The organism is Massilia terrae (assembly GCF_024753145.1).
Classification (GTDB): Bacteria; Pseudomonadota; Gammaproteobacteria; order Burkholderiales; family Burkholderiaceae_D; genus Telluria; species Telluria terrae.
This window is the reverse complement of sequence record NZ_JANUGU010000002.1, coordinates 407,404-424,547: the sequence shown is the minus strand read 5'-3', so window position 1 is coordinate 424,547 and position 17,144 is coordinate 407,404. Positions and strand designations below refer to the sequence as shown.

Annotated in this window: 18 protein-coding genes and 1 pseudogene; 10 read left to right on the top strand and 9 right to left on the bottom strand. The window is 64.0% G+C overall.

All coding sequences use genetic code 11. From position 1 onward, the window contains the following. Nucleotides 1-22: 22 nt before the first annotated feature. Together NX778_RS09190 and lhgD are read right to left on the bottom strand one after the other, a co-directional pair. Nucleotides 23-1,336, bottom strand: a complete 1,314-nt coding sequence (locus NX778_RS09190) for an MFS transporter (protein ID WP_258811424.1) — start codon at nucleotides 1,334-1,336, stop codon at nucleotides 23-25. A gap of 36 nt (nucleotides 1,337-1,372) precedes the next feature. Further along, entirely contained in the window at nucleotides 1,373-2,581 is a 1,209-nt protein-coding gene (gene lhgD / locus NX778_RS09185) for an L-2-hydroxyglutarate dehydrogenase (RefSeq protein ID WP_258811423.1), read from the bottom strand. Between the two features lie 116 nt (nucleotides 2,582-2,697). On the opposite strand from lhgD, the gene NX778_RS09180 reads away from it, so the two are divergent. Beyond that, a complete protein-coding gene (locus NX778_RS09180) occupies nucleotides 2,698-3,606 on the top strand; it encodes a LysR family transcriptional regulator (protein ID WP_258811422.1) in 909 nt (302 codons plus the stop codon). A 26-nt stretch (nucleotides 3,607-3,632) separates the two neighbouring features. Here NX778_RS09180 and NX778_RS09175 read toward each other — a convergent pair whose 3' ends face one another. The 6 genes from NX778_RS09175 to radC form a co-directional block, all read right to left on the bottom strand. Then, nucleotides 3,633-4,745 carry a hypothetical protein gene (locus NX778_RS09175; protein ID WP_258811421.1) on the bottom strand — a complete coding sequence of 371 codons (1,113 nt, stop codon included), beginning with the start codon at nucleotides 4,743-4,745 and terminating at the stop codon, nucleotides 3,633-3,635. A 98-nt stretch (nucleotides 4,746-4,843) separates the two neighbouring features. Beyond that, nucleotides 4,844-5,803, bottom strand: a complete 960-nt coding sequence (locus NX778_RS09170) for an MYG1 family protein (protein ID WP_258811420.1) — start codon at nucleotides 5,801-5,803, stop codon at nucleotides 4,844-4,846. A 132-nt stretch (nucleotides 5,804-5,935) separates the two neighbouring features. Continuing rightward, nucleotides 5,936-6,103, bottom strand: coding sequence for a 50S ribosomal protein L33 (gene rpmG / locus NX778_RS09165; protein WP_258811419.1), 168 nt, complete (start codon nucleotides 6,101-6,103; stop codon nucleotides 5,936-5,938). Between the two features lie 17 nt (nucleotides 6,104-6,120). After that, nucleotides 6,121-6,357 (bottom strand): 50S ribosomal protein L28, encoded by a 237-nt coding sequence (rpmB, locus tag NX778_RS09160; RefSeq protein WP_025511730.1) that lies wholly within the window; start codon nucleotides 6,355-6,357, stop codon nucleotides 6,121-6,123. A gap of 119 nt (nucleotides 6,358-6,476) precedes the next feature. After that, nucleotides 6,477-6,815 (bottom strand): hypothetical protein, encoded by a 339-nt coding sequence (locus NX778_RS09155; RefSeq protein ID WP_258811418.1) that lies wholly within the window; start codon nucleotides 6,813-6,815, stop codon nucleotides 6,477-6,479. Further along, a complete protein-coding gene (gene radC, locus NX778_RS09150; protein WP_258811417.1) occupies nucleotides 6,815-7,486 on the bottom strand; it encodes a RadC family protein in 672 nt (223 codons plus the stop codon). The genes NX778_RS09155 and radC overlap by 1 nt, the downstream gene beginning before the upstream one ends. Before the next feature lie 144 nt (nucleotides 7,487-7,630). Between radC and NX778_RS09145 the strand changes: the two genes are divergently transcribed. The 6 genes from NX778_RS09145 (at nucleotide 7,631) to NX778_RS09120 (ending at nucleotide 13,018) form a co-directional block, all read left to right on the top strand. Beyond that, nucleotides 7,631-8,089, top strand: coding sequence for an FKBP-type peptidyl-prolyl cis-trans isomerase (locus NX778_RS09145; RefSeq protein WP_258811416.1), 459 nt, complete (start codon nucleotides 7,631-7,633; stop codon nucleotides 8,087-8,089). Between the two features lie 8 nt (nucleotides 8,090-8,097). Next, nucleotides 8,098-9,045: a 4-hydroxy-3-methylbut-2-enyl diphosphate reductase gene (gene ispH / locus NX778_RS09140; protein WP_258811415.1), complete on the top strand. Its 948-nt coding sequence runs from the start codon at nucleotides 8,098-8,100 to the stop codon at nucleotides 9,043-9,045. Between the two features lie 318 nt (nucleotides 9,046-9,363). Further along, the gene (locus tag NX778_RS09135) at nucleotides 9,364-10,293 is read left to right on the top strand and encodes a branched-chain amino acid ABC transporter permease (protein WP_258811414.1); all 930 of its coding nucleotides are present in this window, start codon (nucleotides 9,364-9,366) and stop codon (nucleotides 10,291-10,293) included. Between the two features lie 16 nt (nucleotides 10,294-10,309). Next, on the top strand, nucleotides 10,310-11,518 hold the full coding sequence (locus tag NX778_RS09130) for an ABC transporter permease subunit (RefSeq protein ID WP_258811413.1): 1,209 nt from the start codon (nucleotides 10,310-10,312) through the stop codon (nucleotides 11,516-11,518). Between the two features lie 7 nt (nucleotides 11,519-11,525). Next, nucleotides 11,526-12,299, top strand: coding sequence for an ABC transporter ATP-binding protein (locus NX778_RS09125; RefSeq protein WP_258811412.1), 774 nt, complete (start codon nucleotides 11,526-11,528; stop codon nucleotides 12,297-12,299). After that, nucleotides 12,296-13,018: an ABC transporter ATP-binding protein gene (locus NX778_RS09120; protein ID WP_258811411.1), complete on the top strand. Its 723-nt coding sequence runs from the start codon at nucleotides 12,296-12,298 to the stop codon at nucleotides 13,016-13,018. Before NX778_RS09125 ends, NX778_RS09120 begins: the two co-directional genes overlap by 4 nt. Before the next feature lie 187 nt (nucleotides 13,019-13,205). On the opposite strand, the gene phaP is transcribed toward NX778_RS09120, so the two are convergent. Then, on the bottom strand, nucleotides 13,206-13,769 hold the full coding sequence (gene phaP / locus NX778_RS09115; protein ID WP_258811410.1) for a TIGR01841 family phasin: 564 nt from the start codon (nucleotides 13,767-13,769) through the stop codon (nucleotides 13,206-13,208). A gap of 276 nt (nucleotides 13,770-14,045) precedes the next feature. Here phaP and NX778_RS09110 point away from each other — a divergent pair, with 276 nt between their 5' ends. The 3 genes and pseudogenes from NX778_RS09110 to pbpG form a co-directional block, all read left to right on the top strand. Next, the gene (locus NX778_RS09110) at nucleotides 14,046-14,948 is read left to right on the top strand and encodes a DMT family transporter (RefSeq protein ID WP_258811409.1); all 903 of its coding nucleotides are present in this window, start codon (nucleotides 14,046-14,048) and stop codon (nucleotides 14,946-14,948) included. Beyond that, nucleotides 14,945-15,640, top strand: coding sequence for a nitroreductase (locus tag NX778_RS09105; RefSeq protein WP_258811408.1), 696 nt, complete (start codon nucleotides 14,945-14,947; stop codon nucleotides 15,638-15,640). The genes NX778_RS09110 and NX778_RS09105 overlap by 4 nt, the downstream gene beginning before the upstream one ends. 142 nt (nucleotides 15,641-15,782) lie before the next feature. After that, nucleotides 15,783-16,799: pseudogene (gene pbpG / locus NX778_RS09100) on the top strand (D-alanyl-D-alanine endopeptidase); the annotation flags it as partial. Nucleotides 16,800-17,144 lie beyond the last annotated feature (345 nt).

The window sequence follows — 17,144 nt, the reverse complement described above, 5'->3', positions numbered from 1 at the left end:
GACGGGTGTGGCGGCAGCTCGCTCAGTTCTTGTGCCGGCTGAAGCGATACCCCTGGTCGCACAGCGAAGCCAGCGCGAGAATCAGCCCGGAACCACCAAGAATCAGCACGACACCGTCCGTGGAATGCGTCGCCGACTGCGCCACCAGTGCCAGTGCCCACAGCGGCGCCAGCCCGCCGGCAATCGCTGTGCCGATCTCGCGCGCGGTACCGACCCCGGTAGAACGGCTCTGTACGGAGAACTGCCGGCTGAGGTAAGAGCCCTGCGGTGCGAACATCATCGGCGCCAGCACGCCGGTGCCAAGAATCAGGGCCAGGTAGATCAGCGAGTTCTGCCCGCTGTCCAGCAGCGCCATGAAGGGATAGGCGAACAGGGTCGACAGGATGCCGCCCACGACCAGCACCTTCTTGCTGCTGTACTTGTCGCACAGCCAACCGAAAGTCGGCACGGCGACGATCGCCACCAGGCTCGCCAGCGTGACCGACAGCGAGGTCACATTCGCCGACACGCCCTTGAACTGGGTGAGGTAGGCCAGCGAGAAGGTCTTGAAAATATAGCTGAGGGCGTTGTAGCCGATCGCCACGAAGAACACCACGCCCAGACCCTTGAGGTTGGTGCTGAACAATTCCTTGAACGGCGTGCTGCGCGCATGGCCTTCCTTCGCGTGATCGAATTCCGGCGTCTCGGGCAGCTGCTTGCGCACCCACAGGCCGACCATCACCAGCACCGCGCTGAACAGGAAAGGAATGCGCCAACCGCCGGCCAGCAGGAACTTGTCGCCGCCCAGTGTGAGCAGGTAGACCGTCATCGACGACAGCAGCAGCCCGAGGTTCAGGCCCAGCGCCGGCCAGGCGCCCTGGCGGCCGCGCTTCTGCTCGGTCGCGTGTTCATAGGACGTGACGGCGGCCCCGGCCAGCTCCGCGCCGGCGCCCAGGCCTTGCACGATGCGGATCGCGACCAGCAGGAACGGCGCCCAGAAGCCGATCACGGCATAGGACGGAATCAGGCCGATGGCGGTCGTGCACAGGCCCATCAGCAGGAAGGTCACGTACAGCATCTTCTTGCGGCCGAAACGGTCGCCGAAATAGCCGAACAACATGCCGCCGACTGGACGCGCCACGAAGCCGATGGCGAAGGTCGAAAACGCTTTCATCGACGCGCTCGACGGATCCGAGGAGTCGAAGAACACCTTGCTGAACACGATCGATGCCATCGTCGCGTACAGGTAAAAGTCATACCATTCCAACATTGAGCCGACGATGGTCGCGGCGGCGACTTTCTTCAAGCGCTTGTGCATCTGTTCCGGCGTTTCCCATTCGGGCTTGCGGATATCCATGAAGTCTCCTGATCTTGTGTTTTGGTTTGTTCGTGTTTATTGGCGCGGAAGAACCTCGCGCACGATGTATTCGGCGATCGCCATCGAGGACGTCGCACCCGGTGACGGCGCATTGCGGATGTGCGTGATGTTGCCCTGGCGGCGAATGACGAAATCGTCGACCAGCGCGCCGTCGTTCTGCATGGCCTGGGCGCGGATGCCGCGTACCGCCGGCGTGACGCCGACGTCGGCCAGCGTGGGCACGTAACGGGCTGCCTCGCGTACGAAGACCGATTCGCTCAATACCGTTTTCAGTTCGCGCAGCGTGGCCGAAATATTGCGCGACGCGAATTTCCAGAAGCCGGGATAGGACAGGAAATCGGCCACGTCGCGCAGGCTGAAGCGGCTGCCGTCGTAGTTTTCGCGGCCCATGGAAATGAAGGCGTTCGGTCCGATGGTCATCTGGCCATCGATGCGCTTGGTGAAGTGCACGCCCAGGAAAGGGAAGCGCGGATCGGGCACCGGATAAATCAGGCCCTTGACGTGCGCTTTGAAGGCTTCGTCGATGACGTAGTACTGCCCGAAGAAAGGCACGATCCGCGGCGTGGCCTCGTCGCCGGAACGCTGTGCGAGACGGTCGGACTGCAAGCCGGAGCAGGCGATGGCGTAGTCGAAATGTTCGGGATGGACTTCGCCGCTGTCGAGTTCCACATGGATCTGGGCACCACGCTCGATCAGCCGCGACACCGGCGCGTTCAGGCGGATCGTGCCTCCTTTTTCCTCGATCTCCCGGGCGATGCGCTGCGCGATCTGGCCGTAGCTCACGATCGCGGTATGCGGGGAGTGCAGGGCGCGAATGCCGATGCAGTTCGGCTCGATCTCGCGCAATTCGCCGTGGTCGACCAGGCGCACGCCGGGCACGCCGTTGGCCAGCGATTTCTTGTAGATGGCGTCCAGGCGCGGCAATTCGTCCTGCTCCAGCGCCACCACCACCTTGCCGCACTCGTCGTAGGGAATGGCGTTGTCCGCACAATAGTTCCTGACCAATTCCACGCCACGGCGGCACAGGCGCGCCTTCAGCCCGCCCGGCTCGTAATACAGGCCGGCATGCACGACACCCGAGTTGTGGCTCGACTGGTGCTGCGCGACAGCTTCTTCCTTTTCAAATACCGTGACCGACGCGTCCGGGTTGTCCAGCAATAGTTGCCGGGCAACGGACAATCCGTTGATGCCGCCGCCAATGACGGCATAGCGCTTCCTGCTCATGCATACCTTTCACATACCCAGCCGGGGTAACAGAAGCATCTTAATGATTGGCATCTCAAATAAAAGCGAAAAATTTACGATAAACTTGTTTCGGTAAACGAAACAAGTCGCTCAAGATGACGCTTAAACAACTGGAAGCTTTTTATTGGGCCGCGACCTGCGCCAATTTCGCGATTGCGGCGGAGCGCCTGCATCTGTCGGTGTCGTCGCTGTCGAAGCGGATTGCGGAACTGGAGGAATCGCTGGGGCAGCCGCTGTTCGACCGCGGCGGCCATCGCGCCGTGCTGACCGAGGCCGGGCAGGGCCTGCTGCCACGGGCGCTGGAACTGCTCGATGGCGCGGCCGCGATCCGCCACGCCTTCGCGCCGGGCGCGGGCCTGGTCGGGCGCTGCGTGTTCGGCGTCGGGGAACTGAGCGCGATGACCTGGCTGCCGCGCTTCATCGCGCAGGTGCGCGCCCAGTATCCGAAACTGGTGCTGGAACCTTATGTGAATGTCGGCGCGGTGCTGGAATCGCGGGTCGACAACGGCGAGCTGGATTTTGCGATCGTCGCCGGGCGCTCGTCGCGGCAGACGGTCTTGTCGCAGCCGATCACGCAGGCGCAGTTCGTGTGGATGGCGACGCCGGCGCTGGTGGAGCGCTACCGGGACCTGGGCGGGATGCTGCGCGACCGGCAGCCGATCATCGCGCTGCCGCCGGGCGCCGGGACCACGCGCCTGATCGACGACTGGCTGCTGGCGCACGGGATTGCTTCGGTCGAGCGCATCAGCTGCAACAACTGGGGCGCCATCGCGGGCATGCTGATCGCTTCCGTTGGCGTCGGTATATTGCCCGAGGGCTGGGCGAGGAAGCTGGTGCAGGAGAAGCTCCTGTGCATCCTGGCGGACGAGCAGGCCCTGACGCCGCTCACCTATTCCTTCCAATGGCGGCGCGGCGATTCGCGGCCGCTGGTGAGCCAGATGCTGGGGCAGGCCGCGAGTGTCGCGGATTTCTCGGCGGATGCGCGATTGCCGCTGCTGGTTTGAAAAAAACGACCTTCGTCGAGAGCGAGTTAGTTGCACACCTTCGACCGCGGCCAGCCACACGCGATCATCGCGCCGACATCCTTGTTCTGCATATAGTTCAGGTGCGCGGCAAACGGATCCTCCAGCAGCCCGAACCAGGTCGACGAATTCGACACCAGCACATCCGCGACCACCACGTCCGGCCCCGCATAACGTGACGGCATCAGCCGATACGACAGCAAATCGTTCGGATCCGTGAAGGCCACCACCGCCAGCTTGGACAGGCTCTCGCTGCGCTTCGGCGTCTGCGCCGCCATCCTGCGCAGCGTGAGGAAGCGCTGCAGCGAGTCCGGCGGCCCGGCCGGCGCCACCGAGGGCGTGACCTGCTGCTCGGCCAGCCCGAGAATCGGCAGCTGGTTGCCCACCATGAACACGAGCGCCATGCGCCGCGCCGCTGCCTGGCCAAGCTCGTGCATGCGCCCCGGCGCATCCGGCTGCAGCATGTCGCTGAGCGCGTCGAACAGCAGCTTGCTGCCCAGGCTTTCGGCCACCACGATCAGCGGCGCCGTATCGGGCCGTTTTTCGGCGCGCTCCAGCACCCCGGACACGGCGGCTATCATGGCCTGCTTCATCACCGCATTGCTCTGGCCCTGGTAGATCATCGCATCCGACAGGCAATCGTTGAGCAGGCTGTCCTTCAGCTTGCCGTTGTAGCGTGCGCGCTTGGGCTTGCACTCGCCGGTCTTGCTGCAATCGGTGGAGCTACCGGTGTTGTCGTAGTCGAGCTGCTGCTTGAGCGCGGCCGACAGCGGCGACCACACCAGCGAGTGAAAGTGCACCATCCCGCCCGCGGCCTTGTCGGAACGCTCGACCACCTGGATCGGGCTCGGGCCTGCAGCCAGGGACTGTTCCTGCGGCTCCGTATTGGTGCGGATGGTCTTGGTGATATTGTCCATCGCATCTTTCGCCCAGCTCGTGTCGTGCGAGCACATGCCGTGGACCAGCACCACGTCGACCTGGCGCGTGCTGTCCTGGGCGATGGCGCCGGCGATGCCGGGGAAGGGCGCGCTGTCGTGCACGACGACCGGTGCGTTGTAGGGTGTGGAGCAGGCAGCCAGCAGCGCGAACCCGGCAGCCGAGAACAGGGCAGATCGCCTCATCTTGCTTCTCCTGGACAGCGCCGTGACTCACGGCCATTTCCCCAGTCTACGCATTCCCGCTGTGCCGGAATCGCGAAATGGAAGAGCTCTGCGGAAGATCAACCGTGCGCCGGCGCCTGCTCCACATCGCGCAGCGCCAGCCTGGCCATGGCGCGGATACCGTCGTAGGATTTGGCGGACGCGATGAAGCGGCCGTTGTGGCAGAAGCCGGCGTCGGGCACGCCGGTGACGGCGGCAAGTTCGGCATCGCGCAGCCCGGCCCACGCGGCCGGCAGGTCGGCGCGCGCATCGAAGCTATCGGCGCTGACCGGGACCGTATGGATCATGTGGCGCTGCTCGGCGATATTGTGGCTGATGACGAACAGTACCTTGGGCATTTCCTTGCGCACCACGGAAGACCAGGGCAGGGCGCCGTTTTTCAGGAACAGCACCTTGCCGTCTTCCAGCAGCTCGGATTGGCGCACCTCGTTGAGCGCGAGCATGGCGCCGACCCGGTATTTGACGGCATTGACCATGATGTCGGCCAACACTTCCATCGCGCGGCGGAACTGTTGCAGGCGATAGGCGTCGGCCGGTTCGCCGTAGCCGAGGCGCTGCTCGTCCATCCAGTTGGGGTTGTAGCCGGAAATCACGGCCGACAGCCCATAGCCGCCAGGCGCATTCCTCGCGGCGCCGACGTCGGACAGGTCGAGGTACTGCACGATGTCGGTATCGATGGCGTAGGCAATTTCCTGTGCGTTGGCGTCGGTCAGCCGCTGGCCGGTGTGCGTCGTGGCGAGGGCCGCGACGCAGCGCGCGCCGTATTCGCGCCACACGAGGCCGGCGCTGGCGTAGGGCACGCCGCTCGGGCGCACGACATCGAAACCTTTCTGGTGATGGTCGAAGCGGCCGCGCGCCGGGTCCCAGACGCCGCCGACGTCGATGGCAAAGTCGGCCGCGTCGATGATGGCGGGATCGCGGGTGCGGACGATGCCGGCGCCGGGAAAGAGAATGTTGAGGACGGCGACCGCCCATGCATCGTCCGCGTGGAACTTGCCGCCGTGAGTCACGATGACCATTGATACTCCAAAATTGCTGCTTTGCCCGCAGTGTAGCAGCGGCGCCTGCAAGACCGCGCGACGTGTCCGGCGGACAAAACAAAAGAGCCGCGCACTTGGGTGGGCGGCTCTTTCGGTGGAAACGGGATCAGATTACTTGATCTTGGTTTCTTTGTACTGAACGTGCTTGCGTGCCTTCGGGTCGAACTTGATGATTTCCATCTTGCCCGGCATGGTGCGCTTGTTCTTGGTGGTGGTGTAGAAGTGACCGGTACCTGCGGTCGATTCCAGCTTGATCTTGTCGCGGCCAGTTTTTGCCATGTTTGCTGCTCCCTAAATTAGATTTTCTCGCCGCGGGCACGCATGTCGGCGAGGACAGCGTCGATGCCCAGCTTGTCGATCACGCGCAGGCCGGCGTTCGAAATGCGCAGGGAGACCCAGCGGTTCTCGGATTCGACGAAAATGCGACGGTTCTGCAGGTTGGGCAGGAAACGGCGTTTGGTTTTGTTGTTGGCGTGGGAGACGTTGTTACCAACCATCGGTCCCTTCCCAGTAACTTGGCAGACACGTGCCATAGCGCACTCCTTAGTAATGTTCCAAAATCGGAAAAACAAGAGTATAGCTGAAAAAGCGAAGGGAATTCAATCACTTGCGGAAAAAAATTGTTTCTCATTAAATCGCGGAAATTTAACATTTATGACGAAGGGGTATCGCCCATGTGGAAACGCAACGTTTCGTCGGCCTTCGAATAGCTGTACAGCAGGTCCGCGCAGGCTGCGGTGTTGTCGTTGATCTTCAGCTTGCCGCGCAGCGCCGTGTGCACGCGGTCCACGCCCGGAATCAGGGGCCGGAACTGGGCAGGGTCATAGGCCAGCACATTGCCGGTCTTGCCCGGCGTGATGGCGCCGTAGGGCTTGAGCTGCAGCGAGCCCGGTGCGCCGCCCAGGAACTGGGGCGGGTCATTGTTGACGTAGTTGGTTCGCGTCCAGGCAAGCGTGCCGTGGCAACGCGCTTGCCGTTCAAAGCGCCGCACTAGAGCTGTCCGTGTTCCGCAAACGAATGGATGTGTTGTCCCGCCACCACGAAATGGTCGAGCACGCGCACGTCGACCAGGGCCAGCGCTTGCACGAGCGCATTGGTCAGGTGGACATCGGCATCGCTGGGTTCGCACACGCCGGACGGATGGTTGTGGGCCAGTACCACCCCTGAAGCATTGCGCCGCAGCGCGGCCTTGACCACTTCGCGCGGGTAGACGCTGGTCTGCGTGAGCGTCCCCGTGAACATTTCCTGATAATCGATCAGCCGGTTCTTCACGTCGAGGAACAGCACGACGAAGGATTCATGCGGCTGGCAGCCGAACTTGATGCGCAGGTAATTTTTTGCCACGTCCGGCGAACAGATCGGCTCGCGCAGCAGTTCTTCGCGGGCGGCGCGGCGCGCCAGCTCCAGCACGGCCTGCAGCTGGGCGTACTTGGCCAGCCCAACTCCGTTGACCTCGCAAAATTCCGCCAGCGTCGCGTGCAGCAGGCGGTGCAGCGAGCCGAAGTGTTCCAGCATCGCCTGCCCCAGCTCGACCGCGCTTTGCCCGCGCACGCCCACGCGCAGGAAGATCGCCAGCAGCTCCGCGCTCGACAGCGCCGGCGCGCCCTCGCGCACCAGCCGCTCGCGCGGACGATCCTGTTCCGGCCATTCCTTGATTGCCACAGCGCCTCCCGAGTGAACGTCGCTGCCGCATTTTGTTGAAGCTTCGTCCACTCCGATACCGGACTGCTCAAAAAACGGCCACGGCCGCGGCGGCGAGTCCGCTTCGTGGCTTACAATAAGGGTTTGCCTGTCAGAAGAAAGAATATGTCCAACGCAACCCCCGCCGTCGTCACGGAATCGTCCTACCTGACCCTGCATTACCGCGTCGCCGCAGCCGATGGCAACGACATCGTCACCACCTTCGGCGGCACGCCCGCAACCCTGATGATGGGACAGGGCCAGCTCGCCCCGGCTCTCGAGCAAAAGCTGCTGGGCCTGCCGGAAGGCGCGCACCAGACCTTCACGCTGAGCCCGGACGAAGGCGGCTTTGGCCCGCGCAACCCGGACCTGATCCAGGCCGTGTCGAAGGCGACGCTGGCCGACAATTCGGTGCCGGACGAGGAATATGCGGTGGGCGACCTGGTCACCTTCAACGCGCCGGGCGGCGGCAAGTTCGCCGGCGTGCTGCGCGAGATGCGCGCCGACTCGGCCATCTTCGACTTCAACCACCCGCTGGCCGGCCAAACCCTGCAATTCGAAGTACAACTGATTTCGGTTCTGTAAGGACACGCATGGACAACGAAATTCTGCTCGCCCAGCCGCGCGGCTTCTGCGCCGGCGTCGACCGCGCCATCGAGATCGTCGAGCGCGCGCTCCAGCAATTCGGCGCGCCGATCTACGTGCGCCACGAAATCGTGCACAACGCCTACGTCGTCAACGACCTGCGCAACAAGGGCGCGATCTTCATCGAGGACCTGGACGATGTCCCGGCCGGCAATACGCTGGTGTTCTCGGCGCACGGCGTGTCGAAGGCGGTGCGCCTGGAAGCCGAGTCGCGCGGGCTGAAAGTGTATGACGCGACCTGTCCGCTGGTCACCAAGGTGCACGTCGAAGTGTCCAAGATGCGCAAGCAGGGCTGCGAGATCATCATGATCGGCCACCATGGCCACCCGGAGGTCGAGGGCACGATGGGGCAGGCCGAAGAAGGCATGCACCTGGTCGAGACGGTGGCTGACGTGGCCACGCTGCAGGTCGCCAATCCGGATGCGGTGGCCTACGTGTCGCAGACCACGCTGTCGGTCGACGACACGGCGGACGTCATCGCCGCGCTCAAGGCGCGCTTCCCGAACATCATCGAGCCGAAGAAAGGCGACATCTGCTACGCGACCACGAACCGCCAGGAAGCGGTCAAGTTCATGGCGCCGCAGGTGGAAGTGGTGATCGTGGTGGGCAGCCCGAACAGCTCGAACTCGAACCGGCTGCGCGAAGTGGCCGAGAAGAAGGGCACGCCGGCGTATATGGTCGACAACGCCGAAGGCATCGATCCGGCCTGGGTCAGTGGCAAGCGCCGCATCGGCGTGACGGCGGGCGCGTCGGCGCCGGAAGTGCTGGTCGCGGCGGTCATCGAGCGGCTCAAGGAGCTGGGCGCGGCCAGCGTGCGCGTGCTGGATGGGGCAATCGAGAATGTCACCTTCCCGCTGCCGAAGGGGCTGGATGGCGACAAAGCCAGCGCGGCCTGAATTCATTACCAGCTTCAAACCGTCGTCCCGGCGCAGGCCGGGACCCATGCTGACTGTCCGAAGTAGCGAACGGTCTATGGGTCCCGGCCTCCGCCGGGAGTCGTTTCCGGCAGTGCCGGGAACGACGGCTTTTAGGGTAGCGATCAATCTTCCGATGTTACTTTTCACAAAACCTCGTTATGATTGCAACGCTCGGTAGTTTGTCTTAAGAAACTGTTGCCATCCCGGCAGCGGACCGGAACCAATAGTCATGCCAGAGCGGCACCACCGGATTTTCCGGGGTGCCGTTTTTGTTAGTTTGAATGAGGCAAGCAAGTCATGGAGACTTTCGTCCAGCAGATCCTCAACGGTCTGGTGCTAGGCAGCATGTACGCGCTGATCGCGCTCGGGTACACGATGGTGTACGGCGTGCTCAACCTGATTAACTTCGCTCACGGCGACGTGCTGATGATCGGCGCCATGGTCGGCCTGTCGATCCTGAAACTGCTCGGCGTCTACGCGCCCGGCTTGCCCGGCTACGCCCAGCTCGCGATCGCCATCATTGGCGCGATCCCCGTGTGCGCGCTGGTCAACGTGATCATCGAGCGCGTTGCCTATCGCCGCCTGCGCAACGCGCCGCGCCTGGCGCCGCTGATCACCGCGATCGGCGTGTCGATCCTGCTGCAGACGATCGCGATGATGATCTGGGGCCGCAGCCCGCTGCCGTTCCCGCAGCTGCTGTCGTCCGAGCCGATCGTGATCGCCGGCGCGATGATCTCGCCGACCCAGGTGCTGCTGCTGGTGCTGGCCGCGTGCGCGATGGTCGGCTTGGTGCTGCTGGTCGAGCGCACCCGCCTGGGCCGCGCGATGCGCGCCGTGGCCGAGAACCCGCGCGTGGCCGGCCTGATGGGCGTCGATTCGAACCGCGTGATCGTCGCCACCTTCGCCATCGGCGCCGCGCTGGCCGCCGTCGCCGGCGTGATGTGGGGCGCGAACTATGCGTCGATCCAGTTCGCGATGGGCACCGTGCCCGGCATGAAGGCCTTCTCGGCCGCGGTCCTCGGCGGCATCGGCAACATCTACGGCGCGATGATCGGCGGGATCGTCCTCGGCATCATCGAAAGCCTCGGCGCCGGCTACATCGGCGACTTCACCGGCGGCTTCCTCGGCTCGAACTACCAGGACATCTTCGCCTTCGTGGTGCTGATCCTGGTGCTGACCATCCGCCCGTCCGGCATCATGGGCGAGCGCGTGGCCGACCGCGCCTGAGCGACAGGAGACAGCAATGGCATTCCTTTCTTTCGACGTCCGGCACAAGCCGCGCCAGTCCTTCGCCAGCATCGCGCTGCTGCTGGCGGTGATGATCGCTTTCCCGTTCTTCGCCAGCCACTACGGCAATTCCTGGGTGCGCATCCTCGACATGGCGCTCCTGTACATCATGCTCGCGCTGGGCCTGAACATCGTGGTCGGCTTCGCGGGCCTGCTGGACCTGGGCTATATCGCCTTCTTCGCGGTGGGCGCGTATCTCACCGGCGTGCTGTCGTCGCCGCAGTTCGCGGCGCTGCTGCAGTCGGTGGTCGACAACTACCCGGCGCTGGGCGAGTGGCTGGTCAAGCTGTGCGGACCAGAGGTGGCCCAGAACGGCATCCACCTGTCGGTGTGGATCATCGTGCCGCTGGCGGCGCTGGTGGCGGGCATGTTCGGCGCGCTGCTCGGCGCGCCGACGCTGAAGCTGCGCGGCGACTACCTCGCGATCGTGACGCTCGGCTTCGGCGAGATCATCCGCATCTTCATGAACAACCTGAACGATCCGATCAACTTCACCAACGGGCCGCAGGGCATCAATATGATCGACCCGGTGCGCATCGGCGGCGTGTCGCTGGCCGGCGAGCCGGGATCGGGCGCCACCGTGCACGTGTTCGGACTGTCGATGCCGTCCGTGAACGCGTACTACTTCCTGTTCCTCTTGCTGTGCGGGGTGACGATCTTCATCACCAGCCGCCTGCAGCATTCGCGCCTGGGCCGCGCCTGGGTCGCGATCCGGGAGGACGAGGTGGCAGCGAAAGCCATGGGCATCAACACCCGCAACGTGAAGCTGCTGGCGTTCTCGATGGGCGCCTCGTTCGGCGGCGTGGCCGGCGCGATGTTCGGCGCCTTCCAAGGCTTCGTGTCGCCGGAGTCGTTTTCCTTTACCGAGTCGATCGCGGTGCTGGCGATGGTGGTCCTGGGCGGCATCGGCCACATCCCTGGGGTGGTGATGGGCGGCGTGCTGCTCGCGGCGCTGCCGGAAGTGCTGCGCCACGTGGTCGAACCGGCGCAGATGGCGCTGTTCGGCCACGTGATCATCGAGGCGGAGGTGCTGCGCCAGCTGCTGTACGGCCTGGCGATGGTGCTGATCATGCTGAACCGTCCGGCCGGCCTGTGGCCATCGCCGAACAAGGAAGAGCGCCCGATGGCCGCTTCCGACACCGATGAAGCCGAAGCGGCGGCGTGAGGGAACGATGAGCGAGCAGACTCTTTTGAATATCGCCGGCGTCAACAAGCGCTTCGGCGGCCTGCAGGCGCTGACCGATGTCGGCATCACGATCAAGCAGGGCCAGATCTACGGCCTGATCGGCCCGAACGGCGCCGGCAAGACCACCTTCTTCAACGTGATCACCGGCCTGTACCAGCCGGACAGCGGCAGCTTCGAGCTCGATGGCAAGCCGTATTCGCCGTCGGCGCCGCATGAAGTGGCCAAGGCCGGCATCGCGCGCACCTTCCAGAACATCCGCCTGTTCGGCGAGATGACCGCGCTAGAGAACGTGATGGTGGGACGCCACGTGCGCACGCGCCAGGGCGTGTTCGGCGCGATCTTCCGCCACAAGGCCGCGCGCGAGGAAGAGGCGGCGATCCGCAAGCGCGCGCAGGAACTGCTGGACTTCGTCGGCATCGGCGAGTTCGCCAGCCGCACGGCGCGCTTCCTGTCCTACGGCGACCAGCGCCGGCTGGAGATCGCGCGCGCGCTCGCGACCGATCCCAAGCTGCTGGCGCTGGACGAACCGGCGGCGGGCATGAATGCGACCGAGAAGCTGGCGCTGCGCGAGCTGCTGGTGAAGATCAAGGCCGACGGCAGGACCATCCTGCTGATCGAGCACGACGTGAAGCTGATGATGGGCCTGTGCGACCGCATCACGGTGCTGGAGTACGGCAAGCGCATTGCGGAAGGGCTGCCGGCCGAGATCCAGAAGAACCAGGCCGTGATCGAGGCTTATCTTGGAGGTGCCCACCAATGAGCGAATCGATTCTCAAGGTGTCGGGGCTGAAGGTGGCCTACGGCGGCATCAAGGCGGTCAAGGGCGTCGACCTCGAAGTGCGCAAGGGCGAGCTGGTGACGCTGATCGGCGCCAACGGCGCGGGCAAGACCACCACGCTGAAGGCGATCACGGGCACGCTGCCGGCGTGCCGCGTCGAGGGTTCGATTTCCTACCTGGGCCAGCCCTTGAACAGCAAGCAGTCGTTCAAGCTGGTGGAGCAGAAACTGGCGATGGTGCCGGAAGGGCGCGGCGTGTTCACGCGCATGTCGATCCGCGAGAACCTGCTGATGGGCGCCTACACGCGGCGCGACCAGGCCGGCATCGAGGCCGATATCGAGAAGTGGTACACGGTGTTCCCGCGGCTGAAGGAGCGGTCGGCGCAGATGGCGGGCACCTTGTCGGGCGGCGAGCAGCAGATGCTCGCGATGGCGCGCGCGCTGATGTGCCATCCGACCTTGCTGCTGCTGGACGAGCCGTCGATGGGGCTGTCGCCGATCATGGTGGAGAAGATCTTCGAGGTGATCCGCGAGGTGTCGAAGCAGGGGATTACGATTTTGCTGGTGGAGCAGAACGCGAAGCTGGCGCTGCAGGCGGCGGACCGGGGCTATGTGATGGACTCGGGGACGATCACCATGACGGGCAACGCGGACGATATGCTGCATGATCCGCGCGTGCAGGCGGCCTACCTGGGCGAATAAGCCGTCGTCTCCGACCTCGCCGGCCGCCTTGGCGGGGACCCATAGAACGTGTGAGCTGTGTGCACTTGCCGCGTGCCCGCACGCTCAGCATGGGTCCCCGCCTCCGCGGGGACGACGCTCGTTAAATGAAAAACGGGGCGGAACCCGCGAAGGTTCCGCCCCGTTTTGGTATAAACCGTTTAGCCGATTAAGCAGCGGCTGCGGCGGTCGCCTTGCGGCTGGCCTGGCCGAACTGGTTCACGGCGGCGTTGAAGTTGGTCTCCATCGCCTCGACAGCCTGCTTGGCGGTCTTGCTGAACTGCTCGTAGCCTGCGTTGGCGTTGCTGATCGCGGTCTTGACGGCGGCGACAAAGCTCTCCGAGCCGGCCGGCGCGTTCTTGCTCACTTCGTCGACCAGCGAGATCACCTTGCGGTTGGCTTCGACGATCTGGTCTTCCGCAGCCTTGCTGAACTCGGCGCCGGTGCCGGCGGCGATCGAGGCCAGCTGGCGGCCGTACGACAGCGCTTTCTCGGCGGTCGGCTGGGCCTGGGCGGCGCTCAGCGAGAAGAATTCTTGCGGGTCCTTGGCTTGCAGCAGCTGGCGCGCCGTGGCCGACGATTCTTCCAGCGTGGCCTTGGCAGCGCTGATGTTCAGGTCGACCAGCTTCTCCATGCCTTCGAAGGTCTTGGAGGTCAGCGAGGACATCAGGGCGAAATGCGATTCGAAATTGGCTTTGGTAGCATTCGAGAACTGCTCGGGAATTGCAAACATAATGTTCTCCGGTCTGAAACAGTTGGTGAAAGGGACGGCTGGTTACCCTGCGATGTCGTTGTGCACCGCAACAGAATCGATTTTTACTGACTTTACCGGACACGTCAAGCACTTTTTGGTGCGCCGCACAATGGACAGGCTGAATTGTTGTTTTGTTGTATCTGAAATAATAGTGTTGAAGTTTCCTTATCGCAAGCCAGTCGGTATGCATGCCATGCCTTAAGGCGAGGGGAGCGGCGTGCTAGACTCGCATCTTTTGCTTCTGCAAGCTCGTCCGTGAACACTCCCGCCGCGACCCGCGCCGGCACCGCCTGGCTGTCGCCCATCCCGATTTTCTTCGTGTTTTTGTGGAGCACCGGATTTGTCACGGCCAAGTTCGGCCTGCCGTACGCGCCGCCGCTGACCTTCCTGATTTTGCGCTGCGGCATGGCCGTGCTGGTGTTGTTGCCGGTGGTGCTATGGTCCGGCGCACCATGGCCGCGCGGCCGCATCGGGCACATGGCCGTGGCCGGCTTGCTGATGCAGGCGGGCTATCTCGGCGGCGTCTGGACCTCGATCAAGCATGGCATGCCGGCCGGCTTGTCGGCACTGATCGTCGGCCTGCAGCCGATCCTGACCGCGTTCGCGGCGCCGCTGATCGGCGAGCGCGTGCGTCCGCGCCAGTGGCTCGGTCTGGCGCTGGGCTTGTCCGGCGTCGCGCTGGTGGTGTACGCGAAGATCAGCCTGGCCGGCCTGGCGCCCGCCGCGATTGCCTTGTGCGTGCTCGCCCTGGTGTCGATCACGGCCGGTACCATGTACCAGCGGCGCTTTTGCCCCAGTTTCGATTTGCGCACCGGCACCCTGATCCAGTTTGCCGCGACCGTGGTGGCGATCGTGCCGCTGGCCGTCTGGCTGGAAGGTTTCGACCTGTCGCTGTCCCAAGTTCAATGGAATGCGCGCTTCATCGGCGCGCTGTTGTGGTCGGTTTTCGGCTTGTCGATCGGCGCGATTTTCCTGCTCTTCAAATTGATCAGCCGGAACGAAGCGACCCAGGTGACGAGCTTGCTGTACCTGACGCCGCCCACCACGGCGGTCATGGCCTGGCTGATGTTCGGCGAGGCGCTGAGCCCGGCCGGACTGCTGGGCATGGCCGTGGCCGTCGTGGGCGTGGCATTTGTTGTAAAGAAGGAGAAGACATGATTTCCAGCCCCCAACAGGAGGCAGTGGACGCGGCGATTGGTTCGCGGCGTTCAATCCGGGCATTCCTGCCCAAGCCGGTAGCCCGCGAGGACATCGAGAAGATCCTCGACGTAGCAGCGCGCGCGCCGTCCGGCACGAATATCCAGCCGTGGAAGGTGTACGTGCTGACTGGCAATGCCAAGCAGGCGCTGACCGACGACATCCTTGCGGCGTACAGCGATCCGGAACTCAACAAGGAGCACACCGAGGCCTACTATTATTACCCGCGCCAATGGGTGTCGCCCTTCATCGAACGGCGCCGCAAGGTCGGCTGGGACCTCTACACCCTGCTGGGCATTACGCGCGACAACAAGCCGGGCATGGCGGCCCAGCACGCGCGCAATTTCCGTTTCTTCGACGCGCCGGTCGGCTTCATCTTCACCATCGACCGCGTGCTGGAGCAGGGCTCCTGGCTCGACTACGGCATGTTCCTGCAGAACATCATGGTGGCGGCGCGCGCGCGCGGGCTCGACACCTGCCCGCAAGCCGCCTTCATCCACTATCACAAGATCATCAAGCAGCATTTGCAACTGCAGGACAGCGAGCTGGTGGTGTGCGGCATGGCGCTGGGCTGGGCCGATCCCGACAAGATCGAGAACACGCTGGTGACCGAGCGCGAATCGCTCGATGCATTCGTGCGGTTCGCCGAGTAAGCGTATTATTGAAACTGAAGTGTGAAGGAGCTGCTGTTGTTGTGTGGCAAAAGCTAGCGCACGATATGGAAATTCGCTTGCGCTCGTGACGGCTTTCGCTACACTTCATGCAGTACTCATCCGTTTGCACCCGAGGTTCCAGATGTACAAGCTTGCGTTCGCTGCCGTTTTGTCTTTGATGTTGGTGCTTGAGCCGGCCTCGGCTGCGAGCAGCAAGCATCATGTCAAGAAGGCCACCAAACACAAGGAAGTTGCCCAGGCGATTGCGGATGACAATCGCCAGCAGATGGTGCGCCGCATCGAAATGGTCCACGGCAAGCGCAAGGTCGTGTGGAGGCGCGTGCGCCGCGCCGCGCCGGCCGTCGCGGCCTTGAGCGCGGGCGAACTGGCGGGCCTGTCGTCCACGCACGATCCGCTGGCCCTCAAGTCCAATGTCGCGCTGGTGCTCGACCAGCAGACCTCCGAAGTCCTGTTCGAAAAAAATTCCAGCGTTGCCTTGCCGATCGCCTCGATCACCAAGCTGATGACCGGCCTGGTGGTGGTCAAGGCACAGCAGGACATGGACGAAGTGCTGACTGTCACCGAAGCCGATGTCGACCGGCTCAAGCACAGCAGCTCGCGGCTGCGCGTGGGCGCGCGGCTGAAACGCAGCGACATGCTGCACATCGCGCTGATGAGTTCCGAAAACCGTGCCGCTGCCGCGCTCGGGCGCAATTTTCCCGGCGGGATCACCGCCTTCGTCGACGCGATGAACGCCCAGGCGCGGACGCTTGGCATGAACGATACGCATTATGTGGATTCGAGCGGGCTGTCCAGCGCCAACGTCTCGAGCGCGCGCGACCTCGCCAGGCTGGTGAAAGTGGCGCACGAGGAGCCGCTGCTGCGCCAGTACACGACCGATCCGGGCTCGGCGGTTGCGGCGAGCGGGCGGTTGATGCAGTTCCATAACACCAACTACCTCGTCGCCCAGCCGGACTGGAACATCGGCTTGCAGAAGACCGGCTTCATCAACGAAGCGGGGCGCTGCCTGGTGATGCAGGCCTTCATCCAGGGGCGCAACGTGATCATGGTGCTGCTGGATTCGAAAGGGAAGATGTCGCGTACCGCGGATGCGGGCAGGGTGCGGCATTGGCTGGAGAACCTGAAGCCCTCGCACCTGATCGAAGCGGTGACCCCGTCCGCGACGGCGGCGCCGGTGCCGACCGCGGCGGCGATGACGATTGCGACGACATCGCTCAGGCCGGCGTTGCCGTCGATGTCGACTGCGCCGGCCACCATCAGCACCACGGTGCAGGCGTCGCCAGCCTTGCCGTCAATGTCGGCTGCGCCGACGACCATCACGACCACTACGGGCACGCCGGGGCTGTCGACGGTGACTGCGCCGGGGCATTGAAGATTCCCTCACTGAGCTAACAGATGCACGTCGTCCCGGCGCAGGCGGGGAGTCGTTTCCAGCAGTGCCGGGAACGACGGCTTATCGGTGTGGTGGCTTGCTTGCTGACGT